This is a genomic window from Paraburkholderia nodosa (assembly GCF_001718195.1).
GTDB classification, from domain to species: Bacteria; Pseudomonadota; Gammaproteobacteria; order Burkholderiales; family Burkholderiaceae; genus Paraburkholderia; species Paraburkholderia nodosa_A.
The window spans coordinates 203,835-220,013 of sequence record NZ_MCNV01000010.1 but is presented as its reverse complement, the minus strand read 5'-3'; the positions used below and the strand labels follow the sequence as shown (position 1 = coordinate 220,013).

14 protein-coding genes and 1 pseudogene are annotated in these 16,179 nt (G+C 65.3%); 5 read left to right on the top strand and 10 right to left on the bottom strand.

The window, feature by feature from the left end:
- The first annotated feature begins 219 nt into the window (after positions 1-219).
- Positions 220-963, top strand: a complete 744-nt coding sequence (locus BFD71_RS19430; protein ID WP_069265915.1) for a FadR/GntR family transcriptional regulator — start codon at positions 220-222, stop codon at positions 961-963.
- 4 nt (positions 964-967) lie between these two features.
- Here BFD71_RS19430 and BFD71_RS19425 read toward each other — a convergent pair whose 3' ends face one another.
- Genes BFD71_RS19425 through BFD71_RS19415 form a run of 3 tightly spaced genes read right to left on the bottom strand, consistent with a single transcriptional unit; the run spans position 968 to position 5,516 of the window.
- On the bottom strand, positions 968-2,602 hold the full coding sequence (locus tag BFD71_RS19425) for a methyl-accepting chemotaxis protein (protein WP_069265914.1): 1,635 nt from the start codon (positions 2,600-2,602) through the stop codon (positions 968-970).
- A gap of 15 nt (positions 2,603-2,617) precedes the next feature.
- Entirely contained in the window at positions 2,618-2,926 is a 309-nt protein-coding gene (locus BFD71_RS19420) for a hypothetical protein (RefSeq protein ID WP_141710729.1), read from the bottom strand.
- A gap of 46 nt (positions 2,927-2,972) precedes the next feature.
- A complete protein-coding gene (locus BFD71_RS19415; protein WP_069265912.1) occupies positions 2,973-5,516 on the bottom strand; it encodes an EAL domain-containing protein in 2,544 nt (847 codons plus the stop codon).
- Between the two features lie 251 nt (positions 5,517-5,767).
- Between BFD71_RS19415 and BFD71_RS19410 the strand changes: the two genes are divergently transcribed.
- On the top strand, positions 5,768-6,340 hold the full coding sequence (locus BFD71_RS19410) for a helix-turn-helix domain-containing protein (protein ID WP_069265911.1): 573 nt from the start codon (positions 5,768-5,770) through the stop codon (positions 6,338-6,340).
- A 16-nt stretch (positions 6,341-6,356) separates the two neighbouring features.
- On the top strand, positions 6,357-6,893 hold the full coding sequence (locus BFD71_RS19405; protein WP_069265910.1) for a GNAT family N-acetyltransferase: 537 nt from the start codon (positions 6,357-6,359) through the stop codon (positions 6,891-6,893).
- 15 nt (positions 6,894-6,908) lie between these two features.
- Here BFD71_RS19405 and BFD71_RS19400 read toward each other — a convergent pair whose 3' ends face one another.
- The 7 genes and pseudogenes from BFD71_RS19400 to BFD71_RS42205 form a co-directional block, all read right to left on the bottom strand.
- Positions 6,909-7,691, bottom strand: coding sequence for an alpha/beta fold hydrolase (locus BFD71_RS19400; RefSeq protein ID WP_083245340.1), 783 nt, complete (start codon positions 7,689-7,691; stop codon positions 6,909-6,911).
- A gap of 17 nt (positions 7,692-7,708) precedes the next feature.
- Positions 7,709-8,620: a helix-turn-helix domain-containing protein gene (locus BFD71_RS19395; RefSeq protein WP_069265908.1), complete on the bottom strand. Its 912-nt coding sequence runs from the start codon at positions 8,618-8,620 to the stop codon at positions 7,709-7,711.
- A gap of 217 nt (positions 8,621-8,837) precedes the next feature.
- Positions 8,838-9,638 carry an ethanolamine ammonia-lyase subunit EutC gene (gene eutC / locus BFD71_RS19390; protein ID WP_069265907.1) on the bottom strand — a complete coding sequence of 267 codons (801 nt, stop codon included), beginning with the start codon at positions 9,636-9,638 and terminating at the stop codon, positions 8,838-8,840.
- Positions 9,635-11,036 (bottom strand): annotated as a pseudogene (locus BFD71_RS19385) (ethanolamine ammonia-lyase subunit EutB). The gene eutC and the pseudogene BFD71_RS19385 overlap by 4 nt, the downstream one beginning before the upstream one ends.
- A gap of 20 nt (positions 11,037-11,056) precedes the next feature.
- Positions 11,057-12,490 carry an ethanolamine permease gene (gene eat, locus BFD71_RS19380; RefSeq protein ID WP_069265906.1) on the bottom strand — a complete coding sequence of 478 codons (1,434 nt, stop codon included), beginning with the start codon at positions 12,488-12,490 and terminating at the stop codon, positions 11,057-11,059.
- Positions 12,491-12,659: 169 nt separating this feature from the next.
- Positions 12,660-13,739 (bottom strand): M23 family metallopeptidase, encoded by a 1,080-nt coding sequence (locus BFD71_RS19375; protein ID WP_083245339.1) that lies wholly within the window; start codon positions 13,737-13,739, stop codon positions 12,660-12,662.
- Positions 13,740-14,401: 662 nt separating this feature from the next.
- A complete protein-coding gene (locus tag BFD71_RS42205; RefSeq protein WP_256094806.1) occupies positions 14,402-14,530 on the bottom strand; it encodes a hypothetical protein in 129 nt (42 codons plus the stop codon).
- On the opposite strand from BFD71_RS42205, the gene BFD71_RS19370 reads away from it, so the two are divergent.
- Entirely contained in the window at positions 14,529-15,245 is a 717-nt protein-coding gene (locus tag BFD71_RS19370; protein WP_069265904.1) for an ABC transporter permease, read from the top strand. The genes BFD71_RS42205 and BFD71_RS19370 overlap by 2 nt on opposite strands.
- Positions 15,245-16,165 (top strand): glycine betaine ABC transporter substrate-binding protein, encoded by a 921-nt coding sequence (locus tag BFD71_RS19365; RefSeq protein WP_083245350.1) that lies wholly within the window; start codon positions 15,245-15,247, stop codon positions 16,163-16,165. The genes BFD71_RS19370 and BFD71_RS19365 overlap by 1 nt, the downstream gene beginning before the upstream one ends.
- Positions 16,166-16,179: the final 14 nt, after the last annotated feature.

Genomic DNA, 16,179 nt, shown 5'->3' with positions numbered 1-16,179 from the left:
GCAAAACGACGGGCATGCGTGAACGCCTCCCCGTCTGACAGTACTGGCATACCAATCCGCGCGCGATAGTGGTTTACCACTGGACCCGGCGCAGGCCCGATTGGCCGGCAATCGGGCGGAAACCCCCGCCATCCCTAAGCTTGACGGCGCGGCAACTGGTGTACCATTCTGCGAACTTCAATCGCCGCCCGGCGGCTTCGACGCTTTCGAGAATCCTGGATGGCCGATCTTTCGCACACGCCAACCGGTCGTGCCGCCGATGCGGACGCAACCGACCGCTCCTACGTCGGCCTCGCGAAACAGATCTACGACCTGATCGCGGCAGGCGACGTCGGGCGCGCGCCGGGCGCGCCTCGCGCCCGCCTGCCCTCGGAGCGCACGCTCGCCGAGCGTTTCGGCGTGAGCCGCACACAGGTGAGAGAGGCGATCATCGCGCTCGAAGTGCAGGGCGTGGTCGAGGTGCGCGTGGGGTCGGGCATCTATGTGGCCGACGCGCAGGAGGCGCGCGCCGTCGCGTTCGAACTGCCGCGCGGGCCGGGACCGATCGAGACGCTGCGCGCGCGCGAAGTGATCGAGAGCGGGATCGCGGCGCTCGCCGCGACCGAACGCAAGGATTCGGACCTCGACCGCCTGTTCGCCGCGTTGCGCGCGATGCGCGAAACCATGGACGACAAGGCCGCGTACGAGGCCGCCGACCGCGAATTCCATCTGGCGATTGCGGGCGCGACCGGCAACGACATGCTGCGGCACGTGGTGAGCGCGATGTGGGACAACTCGCGCGCCGACCCGTTGTGGAAAAAGATCGAGGAGCACTTCCATACGCCCGCGTTACGCGCGGCGTCGCAGGAAGATCATCAGCGCATTTTTTCGGCCATCATGGCGCGCGACGCAGAGGCCGCGCGTGCGGCGATGCAGGCGCATCTCGCACGCGTGATCGGCGAGTTCACGCAGGCCTGGCGTTAGCCGCTTATGCCGCCGCAGGCAGCGCGCTTTCCTCGTGCGCAACCGCCAACGGTGTCACGGGCGGCGTCACGGGCAGTGTGTCCGCCGTCTCGCTCACGCGGAACGTCGCCACGGCCTCGGCCATCTGGCTCGCCTGCTGCTCGAGCGACTCGGCGGCCGCCGCCGCCTGTTCCACGAGCGCCGCGTTCTGCTGCGTGACCTGATCCATCTGACTCACCGCGGTCTCGACCTGCTCGATGCCGGCGCTCTGCTCGACGGTGGCCGAGGCGATCTCCTTCATGAGGCCCGACACCTTGTCCACCGATGCGACGATCTCCGCCATCGTCGCGCCCGCCTCGCCGACGAGCGAGCGGCCATTGCGCACGTCGTGCACCGAGGCGTCGATCAGCGACTTGATCTCGCGCGCCGCGGAGGCACTGCGCTGCGCGAGCATGCGCACCTCGCCCGCGACGACGGCGAAGCCACGCCCCTGCTCGCCCGCGCGCGCGGCCTCGACCGAAGCGTTGAGCGCGAGAATATTGGTCTGAAACGCAATGCCGTCGATGATGCCCGTGATGTCCGCGATCTTGCCCGAGCTGCGGCTGATCTCCTCCATCGTGTCGATCACCTGCTCGACCACGCGTCCGCCGCGCTGCGCGACATCCGCGGCCCCCGTGGCGAGTGCGCTCGCGGCGTTCGCATGCTGCGCGTTCTGGCGCACGCTCGACGTGAGCTGCTCCATGCTCGACGCCGTCTGCTCGAGCGACGCAGACTGCTGTTCCGTGCGGCTCGACAGATCGAGATTGCCCGCGGCGATTTCGCGTGCGCCCGTGTTGATCGCATCGCAGCTCGAACGCACGCTGCGCACCGTGTGGCTCAGGCCTCCCTGCATGCGCCGCATCGCGCCGAGCAACTGGCCGATTTCGTTGCGCCCGCCACCTTCGATGTGGACCGAGAGATCGTTCGCGGCAATCTGGTTCAGCACTTCCACCGCCTCTTTGAGCGGTGCCGTCACGAGGCGGCGCAGCGCCATGTGGGTCGCAACGACGAGCGCCAGCGCGCCCAGCAGGCCCACCGCCACCATCGCCATCACCCAGTTGTGCTCGCGCACGGACTGGTCGAGCGTCGCGCGCGTGGCAGCATCGGCGTTCGCGCGCAATGCGGCCACGCTCGCCGAAAACTGCGTGTTCGCATTGGCGACATCCCCGGCGGCCAGCGTGGCATAGGTTGTCGTGTCGCCGGATTCGAGCACCGTGGCCGCGCGCTGCAGCGACTGCGCGAGTGCGCTCCACGCGCCGAGCAAGGTGTCGCGCTGCTGGGCCGCATGAGCGTCGAACGGTGCGCTCTCGCGCAGCGCATTGCTGCGCGTCGAGGCTTGATCGAGGAGATCGCGTGCTTCCTGCTGCGCGTGCTGTTGTGCTTCGGCGGCGCCTTTCTCCTTCTCGGCCTGATAAGCACGCGCCAGCGCCGTTTGCGCAAGCGCCGCGTCCTCGCGCAAGGCGAGCGCGAGCGAGTCCTGGCGCGCAACTTCGTGGATGAAGCGCGCCGAATCGTCGGCGCGGCCGATCATGAGGACACCTACCGCTGCACCCACCACAAGCATCGCCGCAAAGGTGCAGAGCACGAGCAGCAGCCCTTTTCGAATCGTCAGATTTCGCATTACCTTATTCCCGCGTCAGGGCCTCAACATGGTTGGCACTGCATCGCTGCCCAGCCGGGCCAGCAGCATGTTCGCCTGTTCGATCAGCGTGGCGCGGTATTCGCTGGGCAACAGCACGTCGTCGGCCACGGCCATCGCTTCGGCAAGCTGCGCGCGAAACGCGAGGAGGGTGCGGTCGATCTGCGCCGTGGACAGTTGCGGCAGCACCGCTTCAACGAACTTTGTCATCACCACCACACTCGCGCCGAAGCGCGAGATGGCCTTGCCATGCGCGCTCACTAGCGCGGTCATCGAGTTCAACAACATCTCGTCACTGGTGCTCACGGAACTCTCCAGATACTTCGGCTAAAGGGAAAAGAAAAGGCGGCCTTCAGCCAGCCACGCACGCTTCGAGCGCGCGCGGCATCAATTCAGCCGGCGCGGGACGCGCAAGCAGGAAACCTTGTGCGCGGTCGCAGCCGATCTCGCGCAGGAACTCGAGTTGCCGTGGCGTCTCGACGCCCTCGGCTACCACCGTGACACCGAGCGTGCGCGCCATCGCGACGATCGCGCGCACGATCGAGCGGTCTCGCGCGGCGCTTTTCTTCACACGCAGCGACATCCCCGGCCCCGGTTCGGCCATGTCCGCGAGGAACGACCGGTCCACCTTGAGCGTGTCGACCGGCAAGGACTGCAGATACTTGAACGACGAATAGCCGGTGCCGAAGTCGTCAATCGCGAGGCTGATGCCGCGCGCCGCGAGTTCTTGCAGCAACGCTTCGATACCGCCGCGGCCCGACGTCATCGCCATGCTCTCCACGAGTTCGAGCTGCAGGCGCGTGGCCGGCAGGCCCGTTTCGCTGAGTAGGGTCGTGAGCTGATGCAGAAAGCCGTCGTGCAGGCATTGCCGCGCCGAAAGATTCACGCTGATACGGCCGAAGTCGAAGCCCTCGTCCAGCCAGTCGCGCGCCTGCCGGCAGGCCTCGCGCAGCACCCACGCGCCGAGCGGCACGATCAATGAGGATTCCTCGGCAATCGGTATGAACTGGTCGGGCGGCACGAGCCCGCGGCGCGGGTGCTGCCAGCGCACGAGCGCCTCGATGTTGACGAGCGCCCCGCTCGCCACATCGAATTCAGGCTGATAGTGGAGCACGAGTTCGCCAGCTTCCAGCGCGTGGTGCAACTCGCTTTCGAGCACGATGCGCTCCATTGCCGAAGACGTCATCGGCGCGGCGAAGAAGCGGAAGTTGTTCTTGCCCGCGTCCTTGGCCTCGTACATCGCGCGGTCGGCCTGCATGAGCAGTTGCCGAGGATCGTGCGCGTCGTCCGGATACATGCTGATGCCGATGCTCGGCGTGACGAACAGCAGTTGCTCGCCGATGTGCATCGCGGCGCCCACGCGGGCGAGCAGCCCTTGGGCGATCTGCCCGACATGGCGAACGTCTTCGATATCCTCGATCAGCAGCGTGAACTCGTCGCCGCCGAGGCGCGCCACCGTATCGGTCTCGCGTACCGCTTCACGCAGGCGCGTGGCGATCACGGTGAGTGCCTCGTCGCCCACGCCGTGGCCCATCGTGTCGTTGATGAGCTTGAAGCGGTCGAGGTCGAGGAACATCACGGCGACGCGCTTGCCCGAGCGGCGTGCGCGAGCGAGCGAGAGCGTGAGGCGCTCCGTGAAGAGCGTACGATTGGGCAGGCCCGTCAAGGCGTCGTGCGTCGCGAGGTAGCTCAGGCGCTCCTCGGTCTCGCGGCGCTGCGTGATATCCGCGAAGATCGCGGCGTAATGTGTGCAGCGGCCGCTCGGGTCGCAGATGCTGGAAATCGTCAGGTATTCCAGGTAAAGCGCACCGTCCTTGCGGCGGTTCCAGATTTCGCCCTTCCAGTGGCCGTTCTGCTGCAGGCTGCGCCAGAGCGCGCTGTAGAACGCCGCGCCCTGGCGGCCCGAGTTGAGCAGGCTCGCGTTGCGCCCTAGCGCCTCGTGCTCCGTATAGCCCGTGAGCCGTGTAAAAGCGGGATTCACGCGCTCGATGGTGCCGTCGAGGTCGGTGATCATCACACCATCGAGCGTCGATTCCACCACCTGGTCGGCGAGGCGCAGGTTCGCGCGCGAGGCGAGCAGCGCGTCGTCGCGCTCGCGCAGCGCCAGCTGCAGCTCGCGCACGAAGCCGTCTTCGATGTCGTGCAGGATATGCGAGAGGTCGAGCAGGCCCGCGAGACGCCCGTCTTCGCCGATCACGCCCACGTGGCGCATGCGGTGTTCGACGAGATACTGACGCGCCGCATAGAGGCTTTGCGAGTGCGCAAGCGAGCGCAGCGGCCGGCTCGCGCGCGCCCCGACCGCGCCGTCGAGCGCGCCGGCCGCAGCGAGGCGCACCACGTCGCGCTCGGTCACGATGCCGAAGTCGCCTTCGGCATAGCTCACGACGAGCGCGCTCAGACGCCGCGCACGCATGCGCTGCATGGCTTCGTGCATGGACATGCGCGCGTCGACCACGAGCGGCATCGCCGCGTTGACCGAGCCGACCGTCTTCAGCCGCAGAAAGCACTCGAGCCCCTGGTTCATGACCAGATCGGTTTGCGTGACGATGCCGAGCGAGCGGCCTGCCTGGTCCACGACGAGACAATGGCGGATGCCCTCGCGCTTGAAGCGCAAGGCGGCGTCGCGCAGGCGCGTGCTCGCAGGCAGCGCGCGCACTGGATGGCTCATGGCATGGCGGATGGGTAGCGCGAGCGCGGCGGCGTCTTCGCCCAACGCGAGCGCGTCGTGCTCGGTCCAGATGCCGACGGGCCGCCCCATTTCGGTAATCACGATGGCGCTATAGCGCCGCTCGCTCATCATGCGCGCCGCTTCGCGAATCGGCAGGTCTGGCCCGCAGGCAAGCGGCGGCCCTGAAAGTAGCTGCCCGATTTCCAGGTCCAGCGTGTGGTGTTGCATTTGCGCCCCGAACCGCACTGCGATGTCTTTTGAGATAGCGGGAAGCTAACAGCGGGCTGGAGGCCGTCAATTGACGAAAATCAAGGTTTTGGCCGCCGAGGATGACGCAAACGTTTGCGCATCGACTATTGGAAATATCAGGGCGGCATCATCTGTCGCACGCCTGCGACAAACTTGATGCGCATAAACTTTTATATGTGCAATCGCAAAATCTAGTTTACTGGACGAATGAATCCATTAAACTGGACAAGATGGATATTCACACGAACATCGCCCGCCGCCTGCGCGAACTGCGCGACGCCAAAGGCTGGTCGCTCGAAGCGCTGGCCGAACGCAGTTCGGTGAGCCGCTCGAACATCTCGCTCATCGAACGAGGTCAAAGCAGCCCCACGGCCGTCGTGCTCGACAAGCTCGCTACGGCACTCGGCGTCTCGCTCGCGTCGCTCTTCGAGGCGCCGGGCGACGAAGTGCGGCAGGCCCCTTCCCCGCATGCCGCGGCCCACGATCAAGCGTTCTGGACCGATCCCGAGTCGGGCTATGTGCGGCGCAATCTCTCGCCGCCCGCATGGTCGCCCATCCAGCTCGTGGAAGTGCACTTTCCGCCCGGCCAGCGCGTGGCCTACGACACGAGCCTGCGCGACGCGGAGATTCATCAACAGGTTTGGGTGATGGAAGGCGTGATGGAGATGACGGTGGGCGAGCGCCTGTGGCGGCTCGAAACCGGCGACTGCCTCGCGATGCGCCTGGATTGCCCTGTCGTTTATCGCAATCCCACGAGCGAGCCGGCGCGTTATGTCGTCGCGCTCTGCAGGATCACTAATTAAGCCGGTTCACATTCATATGAGCGAAGCCATCAAGGTACGCCGCCTCACCGCCGAACAGGCGCAAACCTGCGCGAGCGCGCTTGCAGACGTACTCATCGACTGCGTCGAAGGGGGCGCCTCGGTGAGCTTCATGCTGCCGATTGCGCGCGAGACGGCGCTCGCGTTCTGGCTCGGCGTGGCGCAAAACGTGGCGCGCGGCGAACGCATTCTGCTCGCGGCCGAAGACGCGCAGCAGCGCATCGTGGGCACGGCGCAGCTCGTGACGGCGCAGCCGGAAAACCAGCCGCATCGCGCCGATGTCGCCAAGGTGCTGGTGCACCGCACCGCGCGCGGACAAGGTGTGGGACTGCGCCTCATGCTCGCGATCGACGAGGCGGCAAGGCAGGCCGGAAAATCGGTGCTGGTGCTCGACACCGTGACGGGCGGCGCGGCCGAACGGCTTTATGTGCGTGCGGGGTGGGAGCGGGTGGGCGCCGTGCCGAATTACGCGCTAATGCCGGACGGGGCATTCTGCGGCACCACGTTCTATCACAAGCAACTGCTGAGTCGGTGAGACACCGCCGGTTCCTCACGCGCCTCGTTCGAGCCTATTGCTGATGGCGCGCGCGAGGCCATCCGGATTGTCGTATGCCATCATGTGCTCGGTATTGGCAACGAGTTCGACGGCGCAGCCGGCTTGCTCGAACTGGGCAATTTCCTCACTCGCAGCCGTATCCGGAAGAATCACCCCTTTATTCGAACTCAGCCTCGCAAAATCTTCGAGCCAGTTTTCCGCGTTATCGTCCAGCGCGGATTTTGCCCATTGGTAAATGGCATGAGGCGATGCGACGGCAAACGGCCCCAGCCAGGCGCCGTTGCCGCCCGCCGCTTTTAACTGCGCCAGAAGCTGCGAAAACCCTTCCGCGACGAATTGCGCTTCGGTCATCGACGTGATTTCCGACAACATCGCTTTGCCGTACTCGTTCAGACCGGGCGCACATAAAATCACGCTACCCACGGGGACCGCCAGGCGCTTTGCGAGCTTCAGTGCGATGAACGCCCCAGCGCTATGACCGAAGATATTCGCCCGCGTGAAATGCTCGCTCGTGACGAGGTTTGAGATGACATTCGCCTGGGCATCCGAAGTATAGGTTCCGTCCTCTGGCTTGTCGCTGAACCCCGCTCCGATGAGATCGATGAGGAGCGGTCGGCGTTTCGAGTACGAATGTGAACCCACTACCAGTGGGTAATCGCTGCTGGACGCACAACCCAAACCATGAACGAAGAGAAGCGGCTCGGACGAGTTCGTGGCGGAATATAAATCCACGTAGCGAAGGACGTTCTCCCTGTCATCGATGGCGAATGAATTCATAGTCTCGTCCAGGAAATTCAGGGCATTGCCACCGCGCGCAATGCCTCCGAAGGCCGCATGCCGAACATGCGCCGGTAATCGGTGGCGAACTGGCTCAGATGCCAGAAGCCCCAGGCCGCCGCAACGTCCTGCACCGAACCGGCCGCGCGCCCGCACAGGTCGCGGCGAGCGCCGTTCAGACGCAGCGCGCGCAGGTACGTTGCGGGCGCCATGCCAAGCACGTCCTGAAAGCAGTACTGGAGCGTGCGCCGGCTCACATGCAACTGCTCGCAAAGCCCCGCGCAGGCGTCGAATAGCGCGGCGAGCACTTCCGCCTGCAATGCATTGCGCTCGACGTTCGAAAGCGGTGAGACCGGCACGTTCTCATGCGCCTGGCCGCCATCGTCGAGACACCTCGCGAGCCGTGCACAAAGGCGCTCGATGCACGCAGCGGCCGCCTGCACGACAGGCGCACCCGTGAGACGTTCCTCGAGCGCCGTACGCTCGACCGTGGCTGCGTAGTGGCGCAGCACGTCGCCGCGCACGACCACGCCGTAGATCGAAAATTGCGCCGGTGTGAGAAGCTCGAACTCGACGTTGCCCGGACGCAGCGCAAACGCCTGCGCGCCAAAGGCCTGCGCGTCGATACGCGCCTCGCCTTCGCGCGCAACCGGTATGCCGAACCACCAGGCGTCGCCGCGCACTTCGCACGCCTGGCGCAGCGTATGGCTCGTGGTCTCGCGAAACACCTTCATGGTGTCGAGCGGCAGCTCCGTGAGCGTGCCGACGAAGCGGCCCGCCGCGAGCTGGTCGTAGGTCTGCCGCCATCCCACGAGGTTGCGCGCCTGCTCGTCGGCGTCGTGCGCGACGCTAACGACGGTGCGGGCGCCATGCGCGCTGCATTGCGCTTGGCCTGCCGTCGCTTCGGTTCGCTCCGCCGTTTCGTTCATGATTGCCTCCCAGCACGCACTTGCTTCGATCGATCGTCGAGTGATGCAAGAGTCGGGCCAGCGACAACGGTATGCGCAATGGCCATGCCGGGGGCCGCGCTGCTCCACGGCGGCGCAATGGCGGTTAGCGGAGTGCTCAATCCCTGCACAGGCGGCAGCACCGCCGGGTGCGTCGCCGGCTTCGATGGTTGCAGCCGATGCAGCCGCGTGTGGCCCGTCACGCAGACGTGATCTGCCCACGCGCACCGATGCCCGGCAGCGTCGCGTCGCTATCGTCCTTCAGCCCGACGCCGGTCAGCCCGAGCCGCCGCGCGTGCGTGAGGAGGTAATGGAGCTTGTGCGCGGCCGCCTCATACGGCAGCCCCTCGGGACGCACGTTCGAGATGCAGTTGCGCTGCGCGTCATGACAGCCCACCTTCGGCGCGTAGGTGAGATAGACACCGAGGCTGTCTGGCGAACTCAGCCCAGGCCGCTCGCCGATCAGCATGGCCACGAGCTTCGCGCCCAGCAGCTCGCCGATCTCGTCGCCGAGCGCCACGCGTGCCTGGCGCGCGACCACCACTGGGCCGATCCGCCAGTCCGCAAGGCGCGCGCGAACCGCGAGGAGCAGCGGCGCGGCCTGTTTCGCGGCAGCGATCGCCGAAAGGCCGTCGCCAATCACGAATACGACTTCAGGCGGCTCCTCATGCGCTGCGATGGCCGAACCCGCCGCTTCGACCAACGCTGCCCGGCTCGCCTCCGACAAGCGCCGCCCGAGGTCCGGCCTGCGTAAATAATGCTGCCGGTCCGGCGCCGCGCTTTCCACGCCGAGCGTGGCGAACCCTTCGGCTTCGAGGGTGCGCCGCAATGCTTCGGCGTCGAGCGGGTGATGCACGGCGTCGCGCGCCTGCGCGTGCGAGAGATTGAACGCGAGCAGCGGCGCCGTGGGCAAGCCGCTGCCCGCGCGCCCGAGCGCGATGCGCGCGTTCGTGAACGCCTTGAGCCCGCCCCATGGGTTCTTTTCGACGGCGTCGCTCATGCGTCGATCCCCATCCATTCGTGCGCGCCCGCGAGCAGCGGCACGCGCGCGGAGCCTGGCAGGAGCGCGCCTTTCGCGTCGACGATCTCCATGGTCTCCAGCCACTCCTCGAACTCCGGCGCGCGGCGCAGGCCGAGCAGATCGCGCACATAGAGCGCGTCGTGAAATGAGGTGCTCTGGTAGTTGAGCATCACGTCGTCAGCGCCCGGAATGCCCATGATGAAGTTGACGCCGGCCGCGCCCAGCAGCGTGAGCAGCGTGTCCATATCGTCCTGGTCGGCTTCGGCGTGGTTCGTATAGCAAATGTCGCAACCCATCGGCACGCCTAGCAGCTTGCCGCAGAAGTGATCTTCGAGACCCGCGCGAATGATCTGCTTTCCATCGTACAAATATTCGGGGCCGATGAAACCGACCACCGTATTGACGAGAAACGGCTCGAACTTGCGCGCGACCGCATAGGCACGCACCTCGCAGGTTTGCTGGTCCACGCCGTAGTGCGCATTTGCCGACAGCGCGCTGCCCTGCCCCGTCTCGAAGTACATGAGGTTGTTGCCGACCGTGCCGCGCTTGAGCGAGAGCGCCGCCTCGCGCGCCTCTTTTAAAAGCGCCAGCGAAATGCCGAAGCTCGCGTTCGCCTTTTCCGTGCCCGCGATCGACTGGAACACGAGATCGACAGGGGCGCCCTTTTCGATCGCCGCGATCGTGTTGGTCACGTGCGTGAGCACGCAGGACTGCGTGGGCACGCGATAGCGCTCGCGAAATCCGTCGATCATCGCGAGCAGCTTCACGATGGCCGCCAGGCTGTCCGAGGCGGGATTGATGCCGATCATCGCGTCGCCGCACCCGTACATCAGGCCGTCGAGCATCGAGGCTGCGATGCCCTTCACGTCGTCGGTGGGGTGGTTAGGCTGCAGGCGCACCGACATGCGGCCCGGCAGCCCCACGGTGTTGCGAAAGCGCGTGACCACGGGGCGCTTTTTCGCCACGGCGATCAGGTCCTGATTGCGCATGAGCTTCGACACCGCCGCGACCATCTCGGGCGTGAGGCCCGGCGCCAGGCATTCAAGCGCCTCGGTCGTTGCCGCGCCGGAAAGCAGCCAGTCGCGAAAGTCGCCCACGGTGAGGTGGGCAACGGCTGCGAACGCGGCTGCGTCGTGATCGTCGACGATGAGGCGCGTGACCTCGTCGTCTTCATACGGCACGAGCGCTTCGGAGAGAAACACCTTGAGCGGCACCGCGGCGAGCGCCATTTTCGCGGCCACGCGTTCCTCTTCGCTCGCCGCCCGCCGCCACGCCCGCGAGCTGGTCACCCGAGCGCAGCGGGCTGGCTTTGGCGAGCAGCGTCTTGAGGTCCGCGAAGCGGTAGGTGCGCGCGCCGATCGACTCCGTATAGTTCATGCGTTGGACTCCTGCAAAGCTCACTCCTCGAGCAGCCCGTCGGCGGGCACCACCTCGCGCTGCGTGCGCGTGGCAAGGAAATATGCGTAGCCGAGCGCGAGAAACACCACGAACACCCCCGCGACCAGCGCATTGAAATACACCATCGTGCCGAGGCAAACGAGCGCGGCCACGAGCGCGAACGCCGGGAAAAACGGGTACACCGGCGCGCGAAACGGCCGGTCCATGGCCGGCTGCACGCGGCGCAGCCTGAAGAGCGCCGCCATGCTGACAATGTACATCACGATCGCGCCGAACACCGACATCGTGACGATGTTGGCCGTGAGCGTCTGCCCGCCGAACTGGATCAGCTCGTCGCTATAAATCGCGGCGATACCGACCACGCCACCCGCAAGGATCGCGCGATACGGCGTCTTGAAGCGCGGATGGATTTTCGCGAGCCACGCGGGCAGATAGCCTTCGCGGGCCAGCGCGAAGATCTGCCGCGAATAGCCGAGGATGATGCCGTGAAACGAGGCCACGAGACCGAACAGCCCGAGCCAGACGAGCATGTGCATCCAGCCGCTGTGCTCGCCGACGATGAACTTCATGGCTTGCGGCAGCGGGTCGTTGATATTCGCGAGTTTGGTCCAGTCTCCCGCGCCGCCCGCGAACACCATCACGCCCACGGCAAGCGCGACGAGCGTGAGAATGCCGGCCACGTAGGCGATGGGAATCGAGCGGCGCGGGTTCTTCGCTTCCTCGGCGGCCATGGCCACGCCTTCGATCGCGAGGAAAAACCAGATCGCGAACGGGATCGCGGCGAACATGCCATGAAACGAACCCAGCGAAAAGTGATCGTTGCCCGACCAGCCGCCCTTCATGAAGTGGGTCCATGCGAAGCCCGGCGACACCACGCCCATAAACACGAGCAGTTCGAAGATGGCGAGCAGCGTGACAATCAGCTCGAAAGTCGCGGCGATCTGCACGCCCACGATATTGAGCGCCATGAACACGAGATACGCGCCCATGGCAGCGTGTTTGGGCTCGAGGCCGGGGAACTGCACATGCAGGTACGCGCCGATGGCGAGCGCGATGGCGGGCGGCGCGAACACGAATTCCACGAGCGTGGCCGCACCCGCCAGATACCCGCCGGTCGGCCCGAACGCGCGGCGGGCGTAGGCGAAAGGACCGCCCGCATGCGGAATGGAGGTGGTGAGTTCGGTAAAGCTGAAGATGAACGTGGTGTACATCGCCGCGACGAACAGTGCCGTGACGACGAAGCCGAGCGTGCCGGCGCTGGCCCAGCCGTAGCTCCAGCCGAAGTACTCGCCCGATATCACGAGGCCGACTGCGATGCCCCACAACTGCCACGTGCCGAGCGTTTGATTGAGCGCCGGCACACCTGGCTTGCCCGATGATGTACCGACTGTCACGCCAATTGCAGCGGGGCGTGCGTTCGACTCGCCTTGCATGGTTTTCTCCCTCTGGGTGGCCCGGGCGGCCGGCCCTGGCCGCCACGGTTGAGTGGAACCATGCTATTGAGTCATTAATCGACGTGTTATCGAAAATCGGCAAATCGTGGCTGCGGCGCAGCACAGGCCTTTTGCCCGCTTCCTTGCGGCAGCCTTTCGCGCGTTGCGCCTAGAGCAGCGGGTCGATCAGCGCGACCTGCTGGGCGAAGCGTTGCTTGTCTTCGCCCAGCAAGGGATCGCGATGCGGCAGGTCGACGGTGAGCGGATCCTGCGCGACCTGATCCACGTGCACCTCATAGTGCAGATGCGGGCCGGTCGCCCAACCCGTCGCGCCCACGTATCCGATCACCTGTCCCTTGCTTACCGTCTGCCCGACCTTCAAATGCTTCGCAAAGCGCGAAAGGTGGGCGAAGGTCGTGGAGTACGGGCCGAAGTTGTCGAGCTTCACGACCTTGCCGTAGCCCGCCTGCCAGCCGGCGAACGTCACGGTGCCGCGCGCGGTCGCGTGAACGGGCGTGCCGACGGGCGCCGCGAGATCGACACCTTCGTGCGGCTGCACGCGATGCGTGACCGGATCGAGCCGTCGCAGCGAGAAATACGAAGACACGCGCGTAAACTTCACGGGATAGCGCAAGAACGACGGCGCGGCGGCGTGACCGTCTGCGCAATAGTAGAACGCCTTGCCCGCAAGGTTCCGGTAGAGAAAGAGATCGTGCGAGACGTTGCCGTTCGAAATGCGGATCGCGACAGGCGTGTCGTCCGAAGACGATGCGTTTTGTGACGCGCCGGCGTTCGCAGGGCTCACATCGTCTGTATCTCTTGCGTCGCTCGCGCCATTCGCGCCATCCGCGCCGTTTGTGTCATTGCGAAACACGAAGCGGATCTCGCTGCCACGCTGCAGATCGCGCCGGAAATCGAGCCGGCCCGAGAATGCGCGCGCAAGCCTCGCCGTCGTCGCTGCATCCACGCCGAGACGCTGGGCGGCTTCGGAAAAGCTGTGTTCGACCACAGCGGTCTCCACGCGAAACGCGGGCTCGCTTTCGCCCGCAGGCGTCGCGCTGGCCGCCTGCGACGCCGCATCTTGCGCCGGCGCTGCGGACGTCGCCGTCGCCGCGTCGGCAAGCGGATCGTCGGTGGCAATGTTCGCGTGCCGATGGGCGAGCCACGCGGCGCTCGTCAAACCGATTGCGGACACAACGATGAGTTTGCCCGCGAGGCCGGGGGAGGCCGCTATTGCACGAAATGCCATGAATCGAATGACGGATTGCAGAGCAGAGAAATGCGAACGCGCGCCGCGCTTCTCGAGGTGAATTCGGAAGTGAGATCGATGGCCGCATCGCTGAATCGGCGAGCATCGATGATGCGAAGGGGTTCAAAATAAATGGCGTTTCTTAAACGAAACTTAAGAAATCCAATGAGCGCCCAATGAGCGGAGCATTCTGCCGCAGTGACTATTTTCTGTCACTTTTTAAACGGGAAATACTACCGAAATATTTTAATCGGATACCTGATTAATTCCCGGAAATGACATACCGAATAAAGCAATGCGATTGCCCGTCAACTCGCGATCGTTCCCCACGGTAGACGCACCTAATCGAATGATCTATACTCATCTCGTTTCGATCACCACGAAGTCGTTCTCGTGCGCATTGAGATACAGGGTCCACGCTAAAGGTCCACTGCGTCGCAAGCGCCATTCAAGCGGGCCTCCGGCCCTCGCGTAGCGGCCCAAAGCCGCCGCATCCAAGCCGCCAAAAGGCGGTTTCCTGCTCCAGCGCGCATCGATCTGCTCGGTGCCGTTGAGCTGAACATGACAACCAGAAGAACGCGAGAAGCGCGTTCATATCACTGCCGCCACGTAGCTAACGTGCGCGGGCGGACTGGTTTTCGTTCGTTTTCTGGTCCGTAGTTTTAGTCGGTTCCAATCGCGGCCATGCCGGGATCACGAACTTCCTTCGCGGCGCCTTGAGCATCCTCATCGGCGTCCCCGCTGCGCAGCGTTGCGCCGCGCGGCACAAAAACAAGGAGGCGTACCTTCATGACTCGACGCTCTGCCCTGCTCGCGGGCAGCCTGATCGCCCTTGCCGTCATCGCGTGGGCACTCTCACGCGCCATCGGCGCCGATACGTGGCAAAGCCACGCAGGCGACCTCGCCTACTACACTGGGCGGCACCTGCTGCTCGTCGGCTATTCGATGGCGCTCGCCATCGTGGTCGGCGTACCCGCCGGTGTGCTGCTGAGCCGGCCGCGCTTCGTGCGACAGGCCGAACGCTTCATGCAAATCTTCAACGTGGGCAACACGATCCCCTCGCTCGCGGTGCTCGCCATTGCACTCGGCGTGTTCGGCATCGGCGACGTTCCCGCGATCGTCGCGCTCTTTCTCGCGTCGCTGCTGCCCATCACGCGCAATACGTATGAAGGCGTGAAGAACGTGCCGGCCGCGCTGCGCGAAGCCGCGCGCGGCATCGGCATGACGGGCTGGCAGTCGCTCACGCGCGTGGAATTGCCGGGCGCGCTGCCCATCATCGTGGGCGGTGTGCGCACCGCGCTCGCCATCAACGTGGGCACGGCGCCGCTCGCCTATCTGATCGGCGCCGACAGCCTCGGCTCGCTCATTTTCCCCGGCATCTATCTGAACGATCAGCCCTTGCTGCTGCTCGGCGCCGCGTTCACGGCCGCGCTCGCGCTCGTGCTCGACGGCGTGGTTGCCGCCGGCAGCCATCAGTGGCTCGCGCGTCACGGAGGGCTCGCATGATGCTCGCGTCACCGTTCAAATCTCTGCGCCGCTTCGTTCAGGCCTGCCTGATCGGCACGGCGCTCGTCGCCGCCGCCACACCCGCATTCGCACAGCCCAAGCTCGTACTGGGCGCGAAGAACTTCACCGAGCAATACGTGCTAGCCGAAGTCACAGCGCAATACCTGCGCTCGCGCGGCTATTCCGTTGAGGTGCGCTCCGGCCTTGGCAGCACGCTCATGCGCAGTGCGCTGGAGAACGGCCAGTTCGACCTCGTTTGGGACTACACGGGCACGGCGGCACTCGTCTACGACAAGCTGACGGAGAAGCTTTCGCCCGAAGCGATGTACGAGCGCGTGAAGGCGCTCGATGCGCCGCGCGGTCTCGTCTGGCTCAATGCCTCGCCGCTCAACGACACGTATGCATTAGGCCTGCCAAGCAAATTCGCCGAGGAAACCGGCATCACCACGGTCTCGCAGCTTGCGCAAAAGTTGAAGACGGACCCCGACGCGAAGCGCTACGTGTTCGGCATGGACGCCGAGTTCGCGAATCGTCCGGATGGTCTCAAGCCCCTGCTCGCCACCTACGACATGAGCTTTGACCGCTCGCAGATGAAGCAGATGGACCCCGGCCTCGTCTACACGGCGCTGCATAACAACCAGTTGAAGATCGGCCTCGTCTACACGACCGATGGCCGCGTGAAGGGCTTCGGCATCGTGCCGCTCGAAGACGACAAGCACTTCTTCCCGCCGTACAACGCCACGCCCGTGGTACGCAAGGAAGTGCTGGAGCGCGATCCCAAACTGGCCGCGCAGCTCAACGCGCTGTCCGCCGCCCTCAACAACGACGCGATGCAAGACATGAACAAGGCCGTCGATCTCGACGGCAAGTCCGCCCAGCAAGTCGCGGCGGAGTTCCTGCGCACGCATACGCTCCCCTGAAGGAGGCCAGGCCC